This window comes from Mycolicibacter algericus DSM 45454, assembly GCF_002086455.1.
GTDB lineage: Bacteria > Actinomycetota > Actinomycetes > Mycobacteriales > Mycobacteriaceae > Mycobacterium > Mycobacterium algericum.
Genome location: NZ_MVHC01000010.1, coordinates 22,104 through 37,989 on the forward strand (window position 1 = coordinate 22,104; position 15,886 = coordinate 37,989).

Annotated in this window: 18 protein-coding genes and 1 pseudogene; 15 read left to right on the forward strand and 4 right to left on the reverse strand. The window is 69.3% G+C overall.

Annotated features, from left to right (window positions below; translation table 11 throughout):
* The first annotated feature begins 173 nt into the window (after positions 1 to 173).
* The 6 genes and pseudogenes from sdhC to BST10_RS11840 form a co-directional block, all read left to right on the forward strand.
* A complete protein-coding gene (gene sdhC, locus BST10_RS11815; RefSeq protein ID WP_081465563.1) occupies positions 174 to 605 on the forward strand; it encodes a succinate dehydrogenase, cytochrome b556 subunit in 432 nt (143 codons plus the stop codon).
* On the forward strand, positions 602 to 1,069 hold the full coding sequence (locus BST10_RS11820) for a succinate dehydrogenase hydrophobic membrane anchor subunit (protein WP_013830073.1): 468 nt from the start codon (positions 602 to 604) through the stop codon (positions 1,067 to 1,069). Before sdhC ends, BST10_RS11820 begins: the two co-directional genes overlap by 4 nt.
* Positions 1,070 to 1,101: 32 nt before the next feature.
* The gene (gene sdhA / locus BST10_RS11825; protein WP_083037900.1) at positions 1,102 to 2,856 is read left to right on the forward strand and encodes a succinate dehydrogenase flavoprotein subunit; all 1,755 of its coding nucleotides are present in this window, start codon (positions 1,102 to 1,104) and stop codon (positions 2,854 to 2,856) included.
* 77 nt (positions 2,857 to 2,933) lie between these two features.
* Entirely contained in the window at positions 2,934 to 3,725 is a 792-nt protein-coding gene (locus tag BST10_RS11830) for a succinate dehydrogenase iron-sulfur subunit (RefSeq protein ID WP_083037901.1), read from the forward strand.
* 102 nt (positions 3,726 to 3,827) lie between these two features.
* A complete protein-coding gene (locus tag BST10_RS11835; protein ID WP_083037902.1) occupies positions 3,828 to 4,619 on the forward strand; it encodes a phosphatidylethanolamine N-methyltransferase family domain-containing protein in 792 nt (263 codons plus the stop codon).
* A gap of 8 nt (positions 4,620 to 4,627) precedes the next feature.
* Positions 4,628 to 5,242, forward strand: a pseudogene (locus tag BST10_RS11840) (carboxymuconolactone decarboxylase family protein); the annotation flags it as partial.
* A 42-nt stretch (positions 5,243 to 5,284) separates the two neighbouring features.
* Here BST10_RS11840 and BST10_RS11845 read toward each other — a convergent pair.
* Both BST10_RS11845 and BST10_RS11850 read right to left on the reverse strand, forming a co-directional pair.
* On the reverse strand, positions 5,285 to 6,226 hold the full coding sequence (locus tag BST10_RS11845; protein ID WP_083037904.1) for a sigma-70 family RNA polymerase sigma factor: 942 nt from the start codon (positions 6,224 to 6,226) through the stop codon (positions 5,285 to 5,287).
* A gap of 29 nt (positions 6,227 to 6,255) precedes the next feature.
* A complete protein-coding gene (locus BST10_RS11850) occupies positions 6,256 to 6,693 on the reverse strand; it encodes a styrene oxide isomerase (protein WP_083037905.1) in 438 nt (145 codons plus the stop codon).
* Between the two features lie 91 nt (positions 6,694 to 6,784).
* Here BST10_RS11850 and BST10_RS11855 point away from each other — a divergent pair, with 91 nt between their 5' ends.
* The 9 genes from BST10_RS11855 (at position 6,785) to BST10_RS11895 (ending at position 13,974) form a co-directional block, all read left to right on the forward strand.
* Positions 6,785 to 7,780 carry an SMP-30/gluconolactonase/LRE family protein gene (locus BST10_RS11855; RefSeq protein WP_083037906.1) on the forward strand — a complete coding sequence of 332 codons (996 nt, stop codon included), beginning with the start codon at positions 6,785 to 6,787 and terminating at the stop codon, positions 7,778 to 7,780.
* Positions 7,781 to 7,848: 68 nt separating this feature from the next.
* Positions 7,849 to 9,081 (forward strand): D-alanyl-D-alanine carboxypeptidase family protein, encoded by a 1,233-nt coding sequence (locus BST10_RS11860; RefSeq protein WP_083037907.1) that lies wholly within the window; start codon positions 7,849 to 7,851, stop codon positions 9,079 to 9,081.
* Positions 9,075 to 9,458: a DUF4345 domain-containing protein gene (locus tag BST10_RS11865; RefSeq protein ID WP_083037908.1), complete on the forward strand. Its 384-nt coding sequence runs from the start codon at positions 9,075 to 9,077 to the stop codon at positions 9,456 to 9,458. The genes BST10_RS11860 and BST10_RS11865 overlap by 7 nt, the downstream gene beginning before the upstream one ends.
* 41 nt (positions 9,459 to 9,499) lie before the next feature.
* Positions 9,500 to 10,906: a sugar porter family MFS transporter gene (locus BST10_RS11870; protein WP_275987265.1), complete on the forward strand. Its 1,407-nt coding sequence runs from the start codon at positions 9,500 to 9,502 to the stop codon at positions 10,904 to 10,906.
* A complete protein-coding gene (gene nagA, locus BST10_RS11875; RefSeq protein ID WP_083037909.1) occupies positions 10,903 to 12,021 on the forward strand; it encodes an N-acetylglucosamine-6-phosphate deacetylase in 1,119 nt (372 codons plus the stop codon). The genes BST10_RS11870 and nagA overlap by 4 nt, the downstream gene beginning before the upstream one ends.
* 11 nt (positions 12,022 to 12,032) lie before the next feature.
* Complete coding sequence (locus BST10_RS11880; RefSeq protein WP_083037983.1) at positions 12,033 to 12,311, forward strand: GNAT family N-acetyltransferase; 279 nt, start codon at positions 12,033 to 12,035, stop codon at positions 12,309 to 12,311.
* Between the two features lie 174 nt (positions 12,312 to 12,485).
* Positions 12,486 to 12,953: a MarR family winged helix-turn-helix transcriptional regulator gene (locus BST10_RS11885; protein WP_083037910.1), complete on the forward strand. Its 468-nt coding sequence runs from the start codon at positions 12,486 to 12,488 to the stop codon at positions 12,951 to 12,953.
* A complete protein-coding gene (locus BST10_RS11890) occupies positions 12,950 to 13,366 on the forward strand; it encodes a PPOX class F420-dependent oxidoreductase (RefSeq protein ID WP_083037911.1) in 417 nt (138 codons plus the stop codon). The genes BST10_RS11885 and BST10_RS11890 overlap by 4 nt, the downstream gene beginning before the upstream one ends.
* Positions 13,363 to 13,974, forward strand: coding sequence for a class I SAM-dependent methyltransferase (locus BST10_RS11895; protein WP_083037912.1), 612 nt, complete (start codon positions 13,363 to 13,365; stop codon positions 13,972 to 13,974). The genes BST10_RS11890 and BST10_RS11895 overlap by 4 nt, the downstream gene beginning before the upstream one ends.
* Positions 13,975 to 13,984: 10 nt before the next feature.
* Here BST10_RS11895 and BST10_RS11900 read toward each other — a convergent pair whose 3' ends face one another.
* Together BST10_RS11900 and yhjD are read right to left on the reverse strand one after the other, a co-directional pair.
* Positions 13,985 to 14,920 (reverse strand): DUF5996 family protein, encoded by a 936-nt coding sequence (locus BST10_RS11900; RefSeq protein ID WP_083037913.1) that lies wholly within the window; start codon positions 14,918 to 14,920, stop codon positions 13,985 to 13,987.
* Between the two features lie 51 nt (positions 14,921 to 14,971).
* Positions 14,972 to 15,886, reverse strand: coding sequence for an inner membrane protein YhjD (gene yhjD, locus BST10_RS11905; protein WP_109559482.1), 915 nt, complete (start codon positions 15,884 to 15,886; stop codon positions 14,972 to 14,974).

Below are 15,886 nucleotides of genomic sequence, written 5' to 3' on the forward strand. Positions count from 1 at the left end.
CACCTCGGCTTGTCGAACGTCACCCTAACTTCGACCATTCCTACCCGCCGGTAACTGCGACGTGGTCGTTTCGACCCTGTGGATGGGTTTAGAGTCCAAGCCGAGGTTTACTGACAGCGATGGCGTTGAGTAGCTGCCGCAAGCACGGCGGCTACAGATATTGGAGGCGCTAGATGACGGCGACATCCGCCGAGACGGCGGGACCCGGGACGCAGGCGACCACCCGCCGTCCCCGGCGGCAGAGTCTGTACAAGGGCGACCCGGGGATGTGGGCGTTCGCCCTGCACCGGATCACCGGTGCGACCATCTTCTTCTTCCTGTTCGTCCACGTGCTCGACACGGCCCTGGTGCGGGTCAGCCCGCAGGCCTACACCGAGGTGATCGCGACCTACAAGACCCCGCTCGTCGGCCTGATGGAACTCGGCCTGGTCGCCGCGGTGCTGTTCCACGGCCTCAACGGCGTCCGGCTGATCCTGATCGACTTCTGGTGGCAGGGCTGCCGCTGGCAGCGCCAGATGCTGGTGGCGGTCGGCGCCGTCTGGCTGGTGGTGATGGTGCCGGTGGTGGTCCGGATCGGCATGCACATGGCGGAGCGATTCTTATGAGCACACCTGATCTGCAACTCGGCCGTGGCGCGCTGGCCCCGGTGCGCGGCCCGGACCGCGACCGGCCCGCCAGCCTGGGCGACCCGCGCGCGCCGTTCCGGCACAAGGGGATGGCCAACTTCGAGAAGTACACCTGGCTGTTCATGCGGTTCTCCGGCGCCGTACTGATCTTCCTGGTGCTCGGGCACCTGTTCATCATGCTGATGTGGGACGACGGGGTGTACCGGATCGACTTCAACTTCGTGGCCGAGCGCTGGCGCTCGCCGTTCTGGCAGATCTGGGACCTCAGCCTGCTGTGGCTGGCTCAGCTGCACGGCGGCAACGGCATGCGCACCATCATCAGTGACTACACCCGCAGCGGGCGCAGCCGGTTCTGGCTGCTGAGCCTGCTGGCGGTGTCGATGGTCTTCACGCTGGCGCTGGGCAGCTACGTGCTGCTGAGCTTCGACCCGAACATTTCTTGACGGCAGATCTCCTACGAACGGGTGATATCGCGGTGATTGCAGAACATCGATACGACGTGGTGATCGTCGGCGCCGGCGGCGCCGGGATGCGCGCGGCGGTGGAGGCCGCGCCCCGCGCTCGGACTGCGGTGCTGACCAAGCTGTACCCCACCCGCAGCCACACCGGCGCCGCGCAGGGCGGCATGTGCGCCGCGCTGGCCAACGTCGAGGACGACAACTGGGAGTGGCACGCCTTCGACACCGTCAAGGGCGGCGACTACCTGGCCGACCAGGACGCCGTGGAGATCATGGCCAAGGAGGCCATCGACGCGGTGCTCGACCTGGAGAACATGGGCATGCCGTTCTCCCGCACCCCCGAGGGCCGCATCGACCAGCGCCGGTTCGGCGGGCACACCCGCGACCACGGCAAGGCCCCGGTGCGCCGTGCGTGTTACGCCGCCGACCGCACCGGCCACATGATCCTGCAGACGCTGTACCAGAACTGCGTCAAGCACAACGTGGAGTTCTTCAACGAGTTCTACGTGCTGGACCTGGTGCTCACCGAGACCCCGTCGGGTCCGGTGGCCACCGGCGTGGTGGCCTACGAGCTGGCCACCGGCGCAATCCATGTCTTCCACGCCAAGGCGATCGTGCTGGCCACCGGCGGTTCGGGCCGGATGTACAAGACCACCTCCAACGCCCACACCCTGACCGGTGACGGCATGGGCGTCGTCTTCCGCAAGGGTCTGCCGTTGGAGGACATGGAGTTCCACCAGTTCCACCCGACGGGCCTGGCCGGGCTGGGCATTCTCATCTCCGAGGCGGTGCGCGGTGAGGGCGGCCGACTGCTCAACGCCGACGGTGAGCGGTTCATGGAGCGCTACGCCCCCACGATCGTCGACCTGGCGCCGCGTGACATCGTGGCCCGCTCGATGGTGCTCGAGGTGCTCGAGGGCCGCGGCGCCGGGCCGAACAAGGACTACGTCTACATCGACGTGCGCCACCTCGGCGAGGACGTGCTCGAGGAGAAGCTGCCCGACATCACCGAGTTCGCCCGCACCTACCTGGGCGTCGACCCGGTCACCGAGCTGGTGCCGGTCTACCCCACCTGCCACTACGTGATGGGCGGCATCCCCACCACGGTGACCGGGCAGGTGCTGCGCGACAACACCGCGGTGGTGCCGGGGCTCTACGCCGCCGGCGAGTGTGCCTGCGTGTCGGTGCACGGCGCCAACCGGCTGGGCACCAACTCACTGCTGGACATCAACGTGTTCGGCCGCCGCGCCGGTATCGCCGCCGCCGAGTACGCCAACACCCACGAGTTCACCGAGTTGCCGGAGAACCCGGCCGAGATGGTGGTCAACTGGGTCGCCGACATCTTGTCCGAGCACGGCAACGAGCGCGTCGCCGACATCCGCGGTGCGCTGCAGCAGTCGATGGACAACAACGCCGCGGTGTTCCGCACCGAGAAGACGCTCAAGCAGGCGCTGAGCGACATCCACGCGCTCAAGGAGCGCTACGCCCGAATCACCGTGCACGACAAGGGCAAACGCTTCAACTCCGATCTGCTGGAGGCCATCGAGCTGGGCTTTCTGCTGGAGCTGGCCGAGGTCACCGTGGTCGGTGCGCTGAATCGCCGGGAGTCGCGCGGCGGGCACGCCCGCGAGGACTACCCCAACCGCGACGACGTCAACTACATGCGCCACACCATGGCCTACAAGGAAGGCACCGACCTGATCGCCGACATCCGGTTGGACTACAAGCCGGTGGTGCAGACCCGCTACGAACCGAAGGAACGGAAGTACTGATGTCCTCTTCAGCTGACTCCGGCTGCTGCTCATCAGATTCAGGCTGCTGCTCGCCCGGTCCGTCGAGCGCGGCACCGGTGGCGCTGGTCGACGGCCCGCCGGCCGGTGACCCGCCGCTGCCGCCGGTCCCCGAGGGCGCCCGGATGGTCACGCTCAAGATCGCCCGGTACAACCCGGAGAACCCCGACCAGTACGCCGCCACCGACGGCTGGCAGAGCTTCCGGGTGCCGGCGCTGCCCACCGACCGGCTGCTGAACCTGCTGATCTACGTCAAGAGCTACCTGGACGGCACGCTGACCTTCCGCCGGTCCTGCGCGCACGGGGTGTGCGGCTCGGACGGCGTGCGGGTCAACGGCAACAACAAGCTGGCCTGCAAGATGCTGATGCGCGACATCCTGCCGAAGAACCCGGCCAAGGAGCTGACGCTGACCATCGAGCCGATGCGCGGGCTGCCGGTGGAAAAAGACCTCGTGGTCGACATGGAACCGTTCATGGACGCCTACAAGGCGATCAAGCCCTACCTGATCACCTCCGGTAACCCGCCCACTCGGGAGTGGATCCAGAGCCAGCACGACCGGCACCGCTACGACGACACCACCAAGTGCATCCTGTGTGGCATCTGCACCACCAGTTGCCCGGTGTACTGGAGTGAGGGGTCCTACTTCGGGCCGGCGGCGATCGTCAACGCCCACCGGTTCATCTTCGACTCGCGTGACGAGGGTGCCGCGGAGCGGTTGGACATCCTCAACGAGGTCGACGGGGTGTGGCGCTGTCGCACCACGTTCAACTGCACCGACGCCTGCCCCCGCGGCATCGAGATCACCAAGGCGATCCAGGAGGTCAAGCGGGCGCTGATGTTCGCCCGCTAGGCCTTGGGCGACCGTGCGTGTTTGTCCGCCGACACGCCGCTGCGGGAGTACAACTGTGCACCCTCGCGAGAGGCCTGCCGGCCTCGTGATAGGACACTGACTATGCACTGGTACACCGGCAACAGCGGCTATGACACCGTCCTGACCTTCGCGTTCGGCTTCGCCGCGTTCGTGATCATCGGCGGCTTCTTCGGCCAGAGCTCCTACGGCCGGTTCTCCTCGGCCAAGCTCGGCTTCAACCTGAACCCGAAGTTCGGCTGGTGGCTGATGGAGATCCCGGCGACGGTGGTGTTCTTGGTCGCATACCTGTGCGGGCCGGCCCGGTTCGAGCCGACTTCTGTTGTGCTGGCCGGGATCTGGGCGCTGCACTACGCCAACCGCGGCTGGTTCTTCCCGCTGGCGATCCGCCAGGTGCCCGGCAAGCGCAGCACGTTCAACATCTCGGTGGTGGTGATGGGGATGCTCGTGACCACCATGCACGGCTACCTCAACGGGGCGCTGTTCAGCCACGACTACCTGGGACAGTACGGCCGTTCCTGGCTGACCGATCCGCGTTTCGTGGTGGGCCTGGTGATCTACCTGTGCGGGTTCGCGCTGCTGGTCAACTCCGAGTCGATCGTGCGCAACCTGCGCGACAAGAAGAACCCGGGCGCGGCGGAGTACCGGATCCCGTTCGGCGGCGGCTTCCGGTTCGTCACCAGCCCGGCCTACCTGGGTGAGCTGATCGCCTGGACGGGGTTCGCGGTGCTCACCTGGGCGCTGCCCGGCGTCGTCATCCTGCTGATCACCGCCGGCAACCTGATCCCCCGAGCTTTGCAGACGCATCGGTGGTATCAGCAGAAGTTCCCCGACTACCCCACCGACCGCAAGGCGCTGGTGCCGTTCCTGCTGTGAGGCAGCCCACGTCACACTTGGGCGGGCTGTCCCGTCTAACGGGTATGACTACGCAACCACGCATCCAACCGCTGTCCCCCAACAAGACCGGCCTGCTGACCCGCGCGATGTACCGCTACGCCAAACGGCGCTTCGGTGAGGTCCCCGAGCCCTTCACCGTCATCGCGCACCACCCGCGACTGCTGGTGGCCGCCGCCGCCCACGAAGGGCTGCTGCAGTCCGCGTCACGCAAGCTGCCCGCCGAGGTGCGCGACCTGGCGGTGTTCTGGACCGCCCGCACCATCGGCTGCTCGTGGTGCGTGGACTTCGGCGCCATGCTGGCCCGGCTGGAAGGCATGGACATCGAACGGCTGAAGGCCATCGACGACTACGCGACCTCGCCGCGCTTCACCGACGACGAGCGGGCCGCCATCGCCTACGCGAACGCCGTCACCACCGACCCGCACACCGTCACCGACGCCCAGGTCGCCGATCTGCGCGCGCGATTCGGCGACGACGGCGTCATCGAGCTGACGTATCAGATCGGGGTCGAGAACATGCGGGCCCGGATGTATTCGGCGCTGGGCATCACCGAGCAGGGCTTCAGCTCGGGGGACGCCTGCCGGGTGCCGTGGGCCCAGTGACGCCCCGAGACTGTTGTTGGCGTGCGGATGTGCGAGTGGGCCTCACGGTAACTCTCCCCCGCAAGCGGGAGGTACCCCCTGCCTCGCGGCACCGCGCAGCGGAGAACCACTGAACTTGTCCGGGTTGGCGATATCCCAGACGGCATAGACCAGACCGTCGCGCACCGTCATCGCGGTGACGCGCGGCAGCAGCTCGGCGAACCCCTCGGCGGCGGGAGCCCCGGGCGTGTAGGCGCCGAGTTCACCGTTGACCAACGCCAACTGGTTTGCGGTCGTCAGGGTCGGCCCGTACCGGCGCGCGAGACCGAACAGGAACCGCGCCACCTTCTCCGGGCCGTGGATGGTCCGAACCGCGGTCGGCGCCCGGCGGTTGGCGTCGCCGGTGAACGTCACCTCGGGATGCAGCAGCGCCACCACCGCGTCCAGGTCACCGGCGGCCATCGCGGCCATCAACGTCCCGACCGTCTCCGCGTGCCGCGGATCGGGTTCCGGCGGCGGGTCGGCGGCAACGGCCCGGCGGGCCCGCGACGCCAGCTGGCGGGCGGCGGCCTCACTGGTGTGCAGCACCGCGGCGACCTCCCCGAAGGGCACCGCGAAGCCGTCGTGCAGCACGAACGCCACCCGCTGATCCGGGGTCAGCCGCTCCAGCACCACCATCGCGGCGAACCGGGCGTCCTCGCCGGCCACCACCGCCGACAACGGCTCGGCCTGGTCCATGCCGGTCACCACCGGCTCCGGAAGCCATTCGCCCACATAGGTTTCGCGGCGCCGCGGCGCCGAGCGCAGCCGGTCCAGGCCGAGCCGGCTCACCACCGTCGTCAACCATGCCCGCAGGTCGATGATCTCGTCGCGCTCGGCGGCATCGAACCGCAGCCAGGCGTCCTGCACGATGTCCTCGGCGTCGGCGAACATCCCGGTGAGCCGGTAGGCCACCGCCAGCAGGTGAGGCCGCAACGCCTCGAAGTCGTCCACCGCCGTCGTCATTGCAAACCAGCCTAGGCCGCGCCGACCCCTCAGTGCGGTTGCTGCGCGCCGGGCCACAAGCCGACCAGCGCGATCACGCAAACCGCCAGCATCGCCACGCTCAGGCTGTACAGACCGGCGTCGACGAGATTCTCCTGCCACGCAGAGCCATGGTGACCGGCGCCGGCGATCGGCATCGTCCGTCCGGTGCCGAAGATCGCCGCCGCCAGCGTGCTTGCCCAGTTGGCGTAGGTGCCGTAGAGCGCCAGCCAGAACAACGCGGTCAGCCAGCGCGCCGAGAGCCGCAGCCGGCCCCACAGCAGACCGAGCACCACCAGGAACATCCCGTTCAGCACGCCTTCCAGGTGCGAGGACAACCCCATCCGCGGATTGTTCATCGCCCCCGTCACCAGCCCGGTGAGCAGACCCAGCAGGAACAGGAGGACGCCGAACCACAGCAGCGTCCGGCCCTTGTCAGCACCTGTCATGGACCCTCCTCGGATCAGCGGCCCAGCACGACATTATTCCGTCGGGCGCATTGCCAAACGGATTAGCGAAGACCGCCTTAATGTCGTCGACATGAGCCCCAAGCCACGCATCTCCCCGGTCCGCTGGCGGCCGCCGCCGTCGCGGCCGCTGCCTCCGCCCGATCCGACGCCGCCGCTGCAGGTCGTCGAGATCCCCGGTACCGCCGCCGAAGACGTCGTCGTCGACGCCGACGGCGCCATCTGGACCGGCATCGAGGACGGCCGCATCATCGCGGTCGGCCCCGGCGCCGCCCCGCCGCGGGTGATGACCGACACCGGCGGGCGCCCGCTCGGACTGGCCTTCACCCGGGATCACCGGCTGCTGATCTGCGACAGCCACCGCGGCCTGCTGCGCTTCGACCCGAAATCCGGGCAACTGGAGACGCTGGTCAGCCATGTGGCCGGCCGGCCGCTGACGTTCTGTTCGAATGCGGTCGAAGCATCCGACGGCACCATCTACTTCACCGAATCCACCGATAGGTTCCGCTACGAGTACTACAAGGCCTCAGTGATCGAGGCCCGCGCCAGCGGCTCGCTGCTGCGGCGCACCCCCGACGGCGCGACGACGGTGCTGGCATCGGGCCTGCACTTCGCCAACGGGGTGACGCTGACCGCCGACGAATCGGCGGTGGTGTTCGCCGAGAGCACCGGGTGCCGGTTGTCCAAGTACTGGCTGACCGGGCCGCGGGCCGGTTCGATCACCGGGCTGGTGAGCGAGTTGCCCGGCCATCCGGACAACATCTCCACCGGGCGGGACGGCCGTATCTGGGTGGCGATGGTCTCGGATCGCAACGCGCTGTCGGAGTGGCTCTCGCCGCGCGCGCCGGTGCTGCGCACGCTGCTGTGGCGGTTGCTGCCGTATCGCTGGCTGCCGGATACCAAGTCCGGGGCGTGGGTCATCGGCTTCGACGCCGACGACGGCCGGGTGCTCAGCCAGTTCCGCAGCTCCGATCCGGCGTTCGGGCTGGCCACCGGGGTGGTCGAGGCCGGCGATCGGCTGTGGCTGGGCCGGATCAACGGGCCGGGCCTGGCGTATTTTCAGTTGTAACTTCCGCACCACCAGTCACAGCGTGGCTCCCGCGGTTCGCGGCGCGGTTCGCCTACCCTGCACACACGATGACTTTTGCGCGCTCGGTATCAGCCCTGGTGGCGGTGGGTTTTCTCACCGCCGCCGCACCCCTGGCCGCCCCGGCGGCCATGGCCGACCCCACCCCGGGGCTCAACGCGGGCACCGTCGGCTGCCCCTACCAGGTGAGCACCCCGCCCGCCGTCGACGCCTCGGAGGTGCCGCTGGCCGGTGAGCCGCCGCTGCCGCTGCCGGTGCCGGCCACCCCGGTCGGCGGCGACGCGCTGGCCGGCTGCGGGATCGTCGTCGCGCCCGGCACCCCGCCGGTACCCGGCGATGTCTCCGCCGAGTCGTGGCTGGTGGCCGACATGGACAGCGGGGCCGTGATCGCCGCCCGCGACCCGCACGGCCGGCACCGGCCCGCCAGCGTGATCAAGGTGCTGACCGCGATGGCGGCGCTCAACGAGCTGGACCTGGCCAAGGTCGTCCACGGCACCCAGGAGGACGCCAACGCCGAAGGCACCCGCGTCGGCGTCGGCCCCGGCGGCGACTTCACCGTCAATCAGTTGCTGCACGGCCTGCTGATGGGGTCGGGCAACGACGCCGCCCACGCCCTGGCCACCGAGCTCGGCGGCATGGACACCGCACTGCACAAGATCAACGCGCTGGCCGCCAGGCTGGGCGGCCGCGACACCCGCGCCGCCACCCCGTCCGGGCTGGACGGGCCGGGCATGAGCACCTCGGCCTACGACATCGCGCTGTTCTACCGCTACGCCTGGAACAACCCGGTGTTCGCCGACATCGTCGCCACGCGGAACTTCGCGTTCCCCGGCTACGGCGACGTGCCCGGCTACACCTTGGAGAACGACAACCAGCTGCTCTACAACTACCCGGGTGCCCTCGGCGGCAAGACCGGCTACACCGACGACGCCGGGCAGACGTTCGTGGGCGCGGCCAACCGCGACGGCCGGCGGCTGGTGGCGGTGCTGCTGCGCGGCACCCGCCAGCCGATCCCGCCGTGGCAGCAGGCCGCGCAGCTGCTCGACTACGGCTTCGCCACCCCGCCCGGCACCCGGGTCGGCACCCTGATCGAACCCGACCCCTCGCTGGTCACCCGGGCACCCGCCGACGGGCCCAGCCCGCAGGCCATGGTGCTGGCGCCGGCCGACGACACGGTGCCGGTGCGGGTCGGGGTGAGCATCTTCGGCACGATCATCGTGTTCGCGCTCATCATGGGTGCGCGCGCGGTGAACCGCCGGCCGGGCAGGGCCTCAACGTGGTGAAGGCGCTACGGGCCTTCGGCTGGTTCTCCGGGCTGCTGCTGATCGCGATCGGGTTGAGCCGGATGGCGTTGTCGCTGGACTCCATTCCCGACGGCCAGGACGTCAACGCGACCGTCGACAGCGAGAGCCGGGCGGCCGGTGCGCTGTTGATCGGGTTCGGCATCGGCTATATCGAGGCGTTCCGCCGAGCGCGGATCCCGGCCGGGGCGGTACGGCTGCTGGCGCTGACCATGGCGCTGCTGGGGGTGTCCCGGTTGATCTCGATGGCCGACGTGGGCATGCCCCACCCGTCGTTCACGGTGGCCTGTGTCGTCGAGTTCGTCGCGGCCGGTTTGACCTATTGGTATGCCACCCTGGCCGATCGGGACGCGCGCTGACCCCATCCCCTACGGTGAGCCAGGTGGGCCGAATCGGGGAACTGCGCCGATCCTCGCCGCTGGCACTGCTGGTCGGGGTGGCCGCCGCCAGTGTCGGCGTGATCTACGGTTACGACCTGTCCAACATCGCCGGCGCGCTGCTGTTCATCGAGGCCGACTTCGGGCTGACCGCCGCCCAGCAGGAGATGGTGACCACCGCGACGGTGATCGGCGAGATCGCCGGCGCCCTGGCCGCCGGGTGGCTGGCCAACGCGATCGGGCGCAAGAAATCGATGGTCTCGGTGGCGCTGGGCTACGCGGTGTTCGCGCTGTTGGGGGCGGCGGCGACGTCGGTGTCGATGCTGACCGTGGCCCGGCTGCTGCTCGGCGTCACCATCGGGGTGTCGGTGGTGGTGGTGCCGGTGTTCGTGGCCGAGTCGGCGCCGGCCGCCGCCCGCGGCGCGCTGCTGGTCACCTACGGGGTGGCCACCGTGGTCGGGATCATCGCCGGCTACCTGTTCGCCTACCTGCTGGCCGGGGCCGGCAACTGGCGGGCGATGCTGGGGCTGGCCGCGGTGCCCGCCGTGCTGGTGACGATGCTGTTGGCCCGCATCCCCGACACCGCGCGCTGGTATCTGCTCAAGGGCCGGGTCGACGACGCGTACCGCGCCCTGCGCCGCATCGAACCGAACATCGAGGCCGCCCAACGCGAACTCGCCGAGATCAGCCGGACGCTGCAGGAGGAACGCCGCAGCGGGGTCGGAGTGCTGCGCGAGATGCTGCGGCCGCCGTATCTGCGGGCAACGCTGTTCGTGGTGACGCTGGGATTTTTCATCCAGATCACCGGGATCAACGCGATCGTCTACTACAGTCCCCGGCTGTTCGAAAAGATGGGTTTCGAAGGCGATTTCGCGCTGTTGATCCTGCCGGCGCTGGTGCAGGTGGCCGCGCTGGCGGCGATGTTCGTCTCGCTGGCGTTGATCGACCGGGTGGGCCGTCGTCCCATCCTGCTGTCGGGGATCGCCACTATGGTCGTCGCCAACGCGCTGCTGATCGCGGTGTTCGCGGCCGGCCCGGCGTTCGGTGACGCGCTGCCGGCGCTCAAGTTCGGCGGGGTGCTGTTGTTCACCGCCGGCTACACCTTCGGGTTCGGTTCGCTGGTGTGGGTCTACGCCGGGGAGGCCCTGCCGGCGCGGCTGCGCGCGATGGGCTCCTCGGCGATGCTGACCTCGGATCTGGTGGCCAATGCGGTTGTCGCCGGGGTGTTTCTGAGCATGCTCACCGCATTGGGTGGCGCCGGAACGTTCGCGGTGTTCGGGGTGCTGGCGCTGCTGAGCCTGGCGTTCGTGTACCGCTACGCCCCCGAGACTAAGGGCCGGCAACTCGAGGACATCCGGCATTTCTGGGAGAACGGCGGCCGCTGGCCCGACGAACAGCCGACATCGGCGGAGATCGGCGCGTCGACGTGACCCTGATCTCCGCCGGCGCCGTGGTGCTCGACGGCCGGGTCTGCCGGCCCGGCTGGCTTTCGGTGGCCGACGGACGGATCGCCGACTGCGGTACCGGGCCGGTGCGCGCCGACGTCGAATTCGCGGATTGCGTTGTGGCGCCGGGCTTCATCGACATGCACTGCCACGGCGGCGGGGGCGTCGGGTACCCCGACGGCCCGGATCGCGCGGCGGCACTGCACGCCGCGCACGGCACCACCGGCGGGCTGGCAAGCCTGGTGAGCGCCGCCCCGGCGGTGCTGTTGGACCAGGTGCGCGCGCTGGCCGACGCCACCCGGCGCGGCGTGGTGGACGGCATCCACCTGGAGGGACCGTGGCTGAGCGGGCACCACTGCGGCGCCCACGATCCCGCCTGGCTGCGCGACCCCGACGACGCCGAGGTCGATGCGCTGCTGGCCGCCGGCGACGGCGCGATCCGGATGGTGACCCTGGCGCCCGAACTGCCCGGCGGGCCGGCCACGATCCGGCGGCTGGTCGATGCGGGAATCGTTGTGGCGCTGGGGCACACCGACGCCGACTACGACCAGATGCAGGCCGGGATCGAGGCCGGCGCGACCGTCGGCACCCATCTGTTCAATGCGATGCGGGCGTTACACCACCGCGACCCGGGGCCGGTACCGGCGCTGCTGGCCGATCCGCGGGTGACCGTCGAGCTGATCGCCGACGGGGTGCACCTGCATCCGGCGGTGATCCGGCACGTCATGGCGACCGCCGGCCCGGACCGGGTCGCGCTGGTCACCGACGCTATGGCCGCCGCCGGGGCCGGCGACGGGGCGTTCACCCTCGGCGGACTCGACGTGGAGGTGGCCGGCGGGGTGGCCCGGCTGCGCGGCACGGCCACCATCGCCGGCAGCACCGCGACCATGGACCGGCTGTTCGCCACCGCGGTGAACCTGCTGGGCGGGCACGACGCGGCGCTGGCCGCGGCGGTGCGCATGACCGCGACCACCCCGGCGCGGGCGCTCGGCCTCGACGGCGCCGGGGTTTTGGCCGTCGGGTCCGCGGCTAACCTGGTGGTGATGGATGCCGACCTGCAGCTGGTGCGGGTGATGCGCCGCGGAATGTGGCTGAGATGAAGGAGAACCCGATGAGCGAGCCGACCGTCATCGATGTGCCCGAGCAGCGCCGCTATGAGATCAGCGTGGACGGCGTACGGGCCGGACTGGCCGCCTACCACGACAGCGGCGACCAGCGGGACTTCCACCACACCGAGATCGACAAGGCGTTCGGCGGTCAGGGGCTGGCCACCAAGCTGATCGCCTTCGCGCTGGCCGATACCCAGGCCGCGGGCAAGCGAATCGTGCCGAGTTGCTCGTTTGTGGAGGCCTACGTGGCCAAGCACCCGGAGTACGCCGGCGGCCGCTGAGGATGCCAGGGCCGGGCGGCGGACACTTGACGGGTGCGTCGCCGACGGCCGGCGGCCCATGCGCTCTACCACGGACATTTAGTTAAAATTTGTACTACCTGCTAGCATCGGGTTCAGCGACCGCTCGTCAACGATCGGAGGCCCTGCCCCATGCGAAATCCCACGAGAAATCCCATGCGATCCGAGCTGTCCGGCCCGGAGCAACGCGGATGGGGCGCGTACATCCAGGCCAGCATCCGCCTGCAAACCCGCCTGGATGAGACCCTGCGGGACCGCAGCGACCTCACTTTGATCGACTATCACCTGCTGAGGCTGCTGGCGGAGGCACCGCAGCAACGCCTGCGGATGCGCGAGCTCGCCGATCGGATGGTGTTCTCCCGCAGCCGGATCACCTACCAGATCACCTCCATGGAGAAACGGGGCCTCGTCGCCCGCGAAGCCGCACCTGACGATGGCCGCGGCTACCGGGCGGTGCTGACCGCCGCCGGGCGCAAGTCCCTGCGCGACGCGGCACCCGCGCATGCGGGAATGGTCCGCGAGCTGTTCCTCGATGACCTGGCGGCCGACGAACTGGCCTGTGTCGAACGCATTTTCACGCGACTACTCGCTCGACTCACAACCGACGGGACGCAGGGATCGTGATATTCACTCGTGCCGAATCGACGTTTCTCGCCCAACAGCCGATCGGCCGGCTCGCCACGATCGGGCCGGTCGGCGAACCGCAGATCCGCCCCGTCGGCGTACACCTCGGTCCCGGCCACTGCGGCATCGACATCGTCGGCCACGTATTGTCCCGAACCCAGAAGTGGCGCAATGTCCTTCGCGATAACAGGGCCGCGTTCATCGTTGACGAGGTGATCGCCGTGCAGCCGCCGCAGGCGCGCGGCATCGAGATCCGGGGCACCGCAATCGCACTGCCCGGCGCCGGCAGCACCGACGGCGGCCTCAGCGGCGATGTCATCCGGATCTCTCCACGCCGGATCATCGCGTGGGGCCTCGACTCACCGGGTACCACAGCACGAGACGTCCAGGACGACGAAAGGGATGAGCAATGACGGACAACATCGACTGGGATGCGGCCTACCGGCAAGAAGAAGCACCCCCCTGGAACATCGGCGAGCCCCAGCCGGAATACGCGACGCTGATCGACCAGCCCGGCACGGTCCACGACGAGGTGCTCGACGCCGGTTGCGGCCATGCCGAGCTCTCACTGGCCCTCGCCGCCCGCGGCCACACCGTCGTCGGCATCGACCTGTCCCCCACTGCGATCTCAGCCGCCACCGCCGCCGCCGCGGAGCGCGGCCTGACCACCGCGACATTCGCTGCGGCCGACATCACCGCGCTCACCGGCTATGACGGCCGGTTCGCCACCATCTTCGACAGCGGCCTGTTGCACGCACTGCCCGCTGAAGTGCGGCAGAACTACCTGCGGGCCATGCGCCGCGCGGCGAGTCCCGGCGCGGTGTTCTACATCTTGGCCTTCGGCACCGGCGCCTTTCCGGACCACACCGGCCCCGGGCCCACCCAGTTCACCGAGGCGGAACTGCGCGAAATCGTGTCGGACTGTTGGCACGTCGACGAGATCCGGCCGGCCCGCCTGTACGCCACGGCGGTCCCACACCCACTGCCGGGCTTCCTGGTCACCGCACACCGCGCGCAGTGACGAGAGCACCTCAGGTGCGCGCCTTCGTCCGCCAGCGATCCGGATCGTCTTCGAGGGCGCCGCGGTCCCAGTCGCCGCGCACCGCGGCCGCCTCGTAGGTGTCCTGGAGGAACTCGAGCAGCACCGCGTCCGGGTCGGGCGCTTGGCGCACCACTTCATACGGTAGGACGAATTCGCCCATGTCCGTGCTGTAGAACGCCTGCGCGGGCCGCACCGGGTGGTCGGCGAAACCGTCCGGCTCCGGGTAGGCGTAGGCGTAGAAGCCGCCTTCCTCCCCGCCCCCGGGCCAGAATCCGCAGCTGCTGAGTTCGTGCGAGTAGCCCTCCACCATCACCCAGTCACCGCAGTTGGGCGCGCCGCCCGGGTGGGTCGGCGCGGTACGGCCGGAGAAGCGGGTGCAGGCGAGATCCATCGCGCCCCAGAAGAAGTGAACGGGGCTGACTTTGCCGATGAAGCGGGAACGAAACCGGCTCAGCACGCGGTGTGCCTGCACCAGTTGCCGCCAGAACAACTGCGCTGCCTGGGCGTCGTACGAGGCGTGCTCGACGTCCTCGGCGAACGGGATGGCCTGCTGCACCTCGTTGGGGTGGGACTGGATTGCGGTGTGCAGGCCCAACTCGTCCAACGCGGACATGAACGCCGAGTGGAATTCCGCCACCGATTGCCGCCGCAGTGCGATGGCCCGAGTCGCGCCGCAGCCACTGCGGATGCCCAATTGGTGGTCGACGAAGTCGAATTCGATGTCGAACACGTCGCTGCCGTACGGGATCGCCGACGTGGCCAGGCCGCGCGCGGTGACATACAGCGTCACCTGCCACCAGTGGTTCACCAAGGGTGCGTGCGCCAGGCGGACTTTGCCGACGATCTGGGTCCACATGTGCAGGGTGTCCCGAGTGGGTCCCCAGTCCTGCACTCGAAGACGGGGCCAGCCGGTTTCGCGCTCCATTCGCCTCTACTACCCGTTTCGGCGGCCGGTCACACCGTGGCAGCGGGCGGCTCAGTCCGCGCGCAGGTTCTCCGCCTGAACGTCATCGGTCGCCGCCCAGGCGGTGGCGAACAGGATCAGCCGGGTGGTGACGTAGGCGAACACCAGCAGGCCCAGCACCGGGCCGAACACCGCGCCGGCCGGGCCGTTGACCACCGACTGCAGATACACCGAGCCGGCCTGCTTGAACAGCTCGTAGCCGACCGCGGCGATCCCGCCGGCCCGCGCGGCGCTGGCCAGGCTGACCGACTCGCGGGGCAGCCGGGCGATCATCCAGGTGAACAACAGCCACGACACCCCTACCGCCATCCCGACCGATGCGACCCGCAACAATGCGCCCAGCAGGTCGAAGTCGGGAACACCGAGCCAGCGCAGGATCTTGCGCATCAGCTTCGGGTCGGCCAGCGCGGTCAGCGCGATGGTGGCCAGCATGGCGCCGAAAGCCCACACCATCGTGACCAGGTCCGACAGCTTCGACGAGACGAAGCCCTGCTTCTCCGAACGCTTTTCCCACATCTCGGAGAGCGCCTCGCGCAGGTTGGCCATCCAGGTCAAGCCCACCCACGCGGCCGTCGCCAGGCCGATGACACCCACCGAGGCGCGCGATCCGATGGCGGTGTCCATCAAGGTCACCAGCTCGTCGCCGAACTCGCCGGGAATGGAGTGCTTGATGCGGCGCTCGATCTCGTCGAGCACCTCGGGTCGCCGCGACAGCAGGAAGCCACCGACGGAGAACCCGACCATCGCCAGCGGGAACAGCGCGAAGATGGTGTAGTAGCTCATCCCGGCGGCGAAGAAGTTGCCCTGGCACTCGTCGTAGCGTTCCTGCGCCCGCATCACGTGGTCGAACCAGCCGTAGCGCGACCGAAGCCGGTCGAGGATGCCCGGTTTGGACCCGTCGGCCTGGTCTGTGGCGGCCTTATTCAT

Coding starts and splice junctions, on each gene's coding strand:
- sdhC (WP_081465563.1), top strand. CDS start 174: ATGACGGCGACATCCGCCGAGACGGCGGGACCCGGGACGCAGGCGACC.
- BST10_RS11820 (WP_013830073.1), top strand. CDS start 602: ATGAGCACACCTGATCTGCAACTCGGCCGTGGCGCGCTGGCCCCGGTG.
- BST10_RS11835 (WP_083037902.1), top strand. CDS start 3,828: ATGCACTGGTACACCGGCAACAGCGGCTATGACACCGTCCTGACCTTC.
- BST10_RS11845 (WP_083037904.1), bottom strand. CDS start 6,226: ATGACGACGGCGGTGGACGACTTCGAGGCGTTGCGGCCTCACCTGCTG.
- BST10_RS11850 (WP_083037905.1), bottom strand. CDS start 6,693: ATGACAGGTGCTGACAAGGGCCGGACGCTGCTGTGGTTCGGCGTCCTC.
- BST10_RS11855 (WP_083037906.1), top strand. CDS start 6,785: ATGAGCCCCAAGCCACGCATCTCCCCGGTCCGCTGGCGGCCGCCGCCG.
- BST10_RS11860 (WP_083037907.1), top strand. CDS start 7,849: ATGACTTTTGCGCGCTCGGTATCAGCCCTGGTGGCGGTGGGTTTTCTC.
- BST10_RS11880 (WP_083037983.1), top strand. CDS start 12,033: ATGAGCGAGCCGACCGTCATCGATGTGCCCGAGCAGCGCCGCTATGAG.
- BST10_RS11885 (WP_083037910.1), top strand. CDS start 12,486: ATGCGATCCGAGCTGTCCGGCCCGGAGCAACGCGGATGGGGCGCGTAC.
- BST10_RS11895 (WP_083037912.1), top strand. CDS start 13,363: ATGACGGACAACATCGACTGGGATGCGGCCTACCGGCAAGAAGAAGCA.
- BST10_RS11900 (WP_083037913.1), bottom strand. CDS start 14,920: ATGGAGCGCGAAACCGGCTGGCCCCGTCTTCGAGTGCAGGACTGGGGA.
- yhjD (WP_109559482.1), bottom strand. CDS start 15,886: ATGAATAAGGCCGCCACAGACCAGGCCGACGGGTCCAAACCGGGCATC.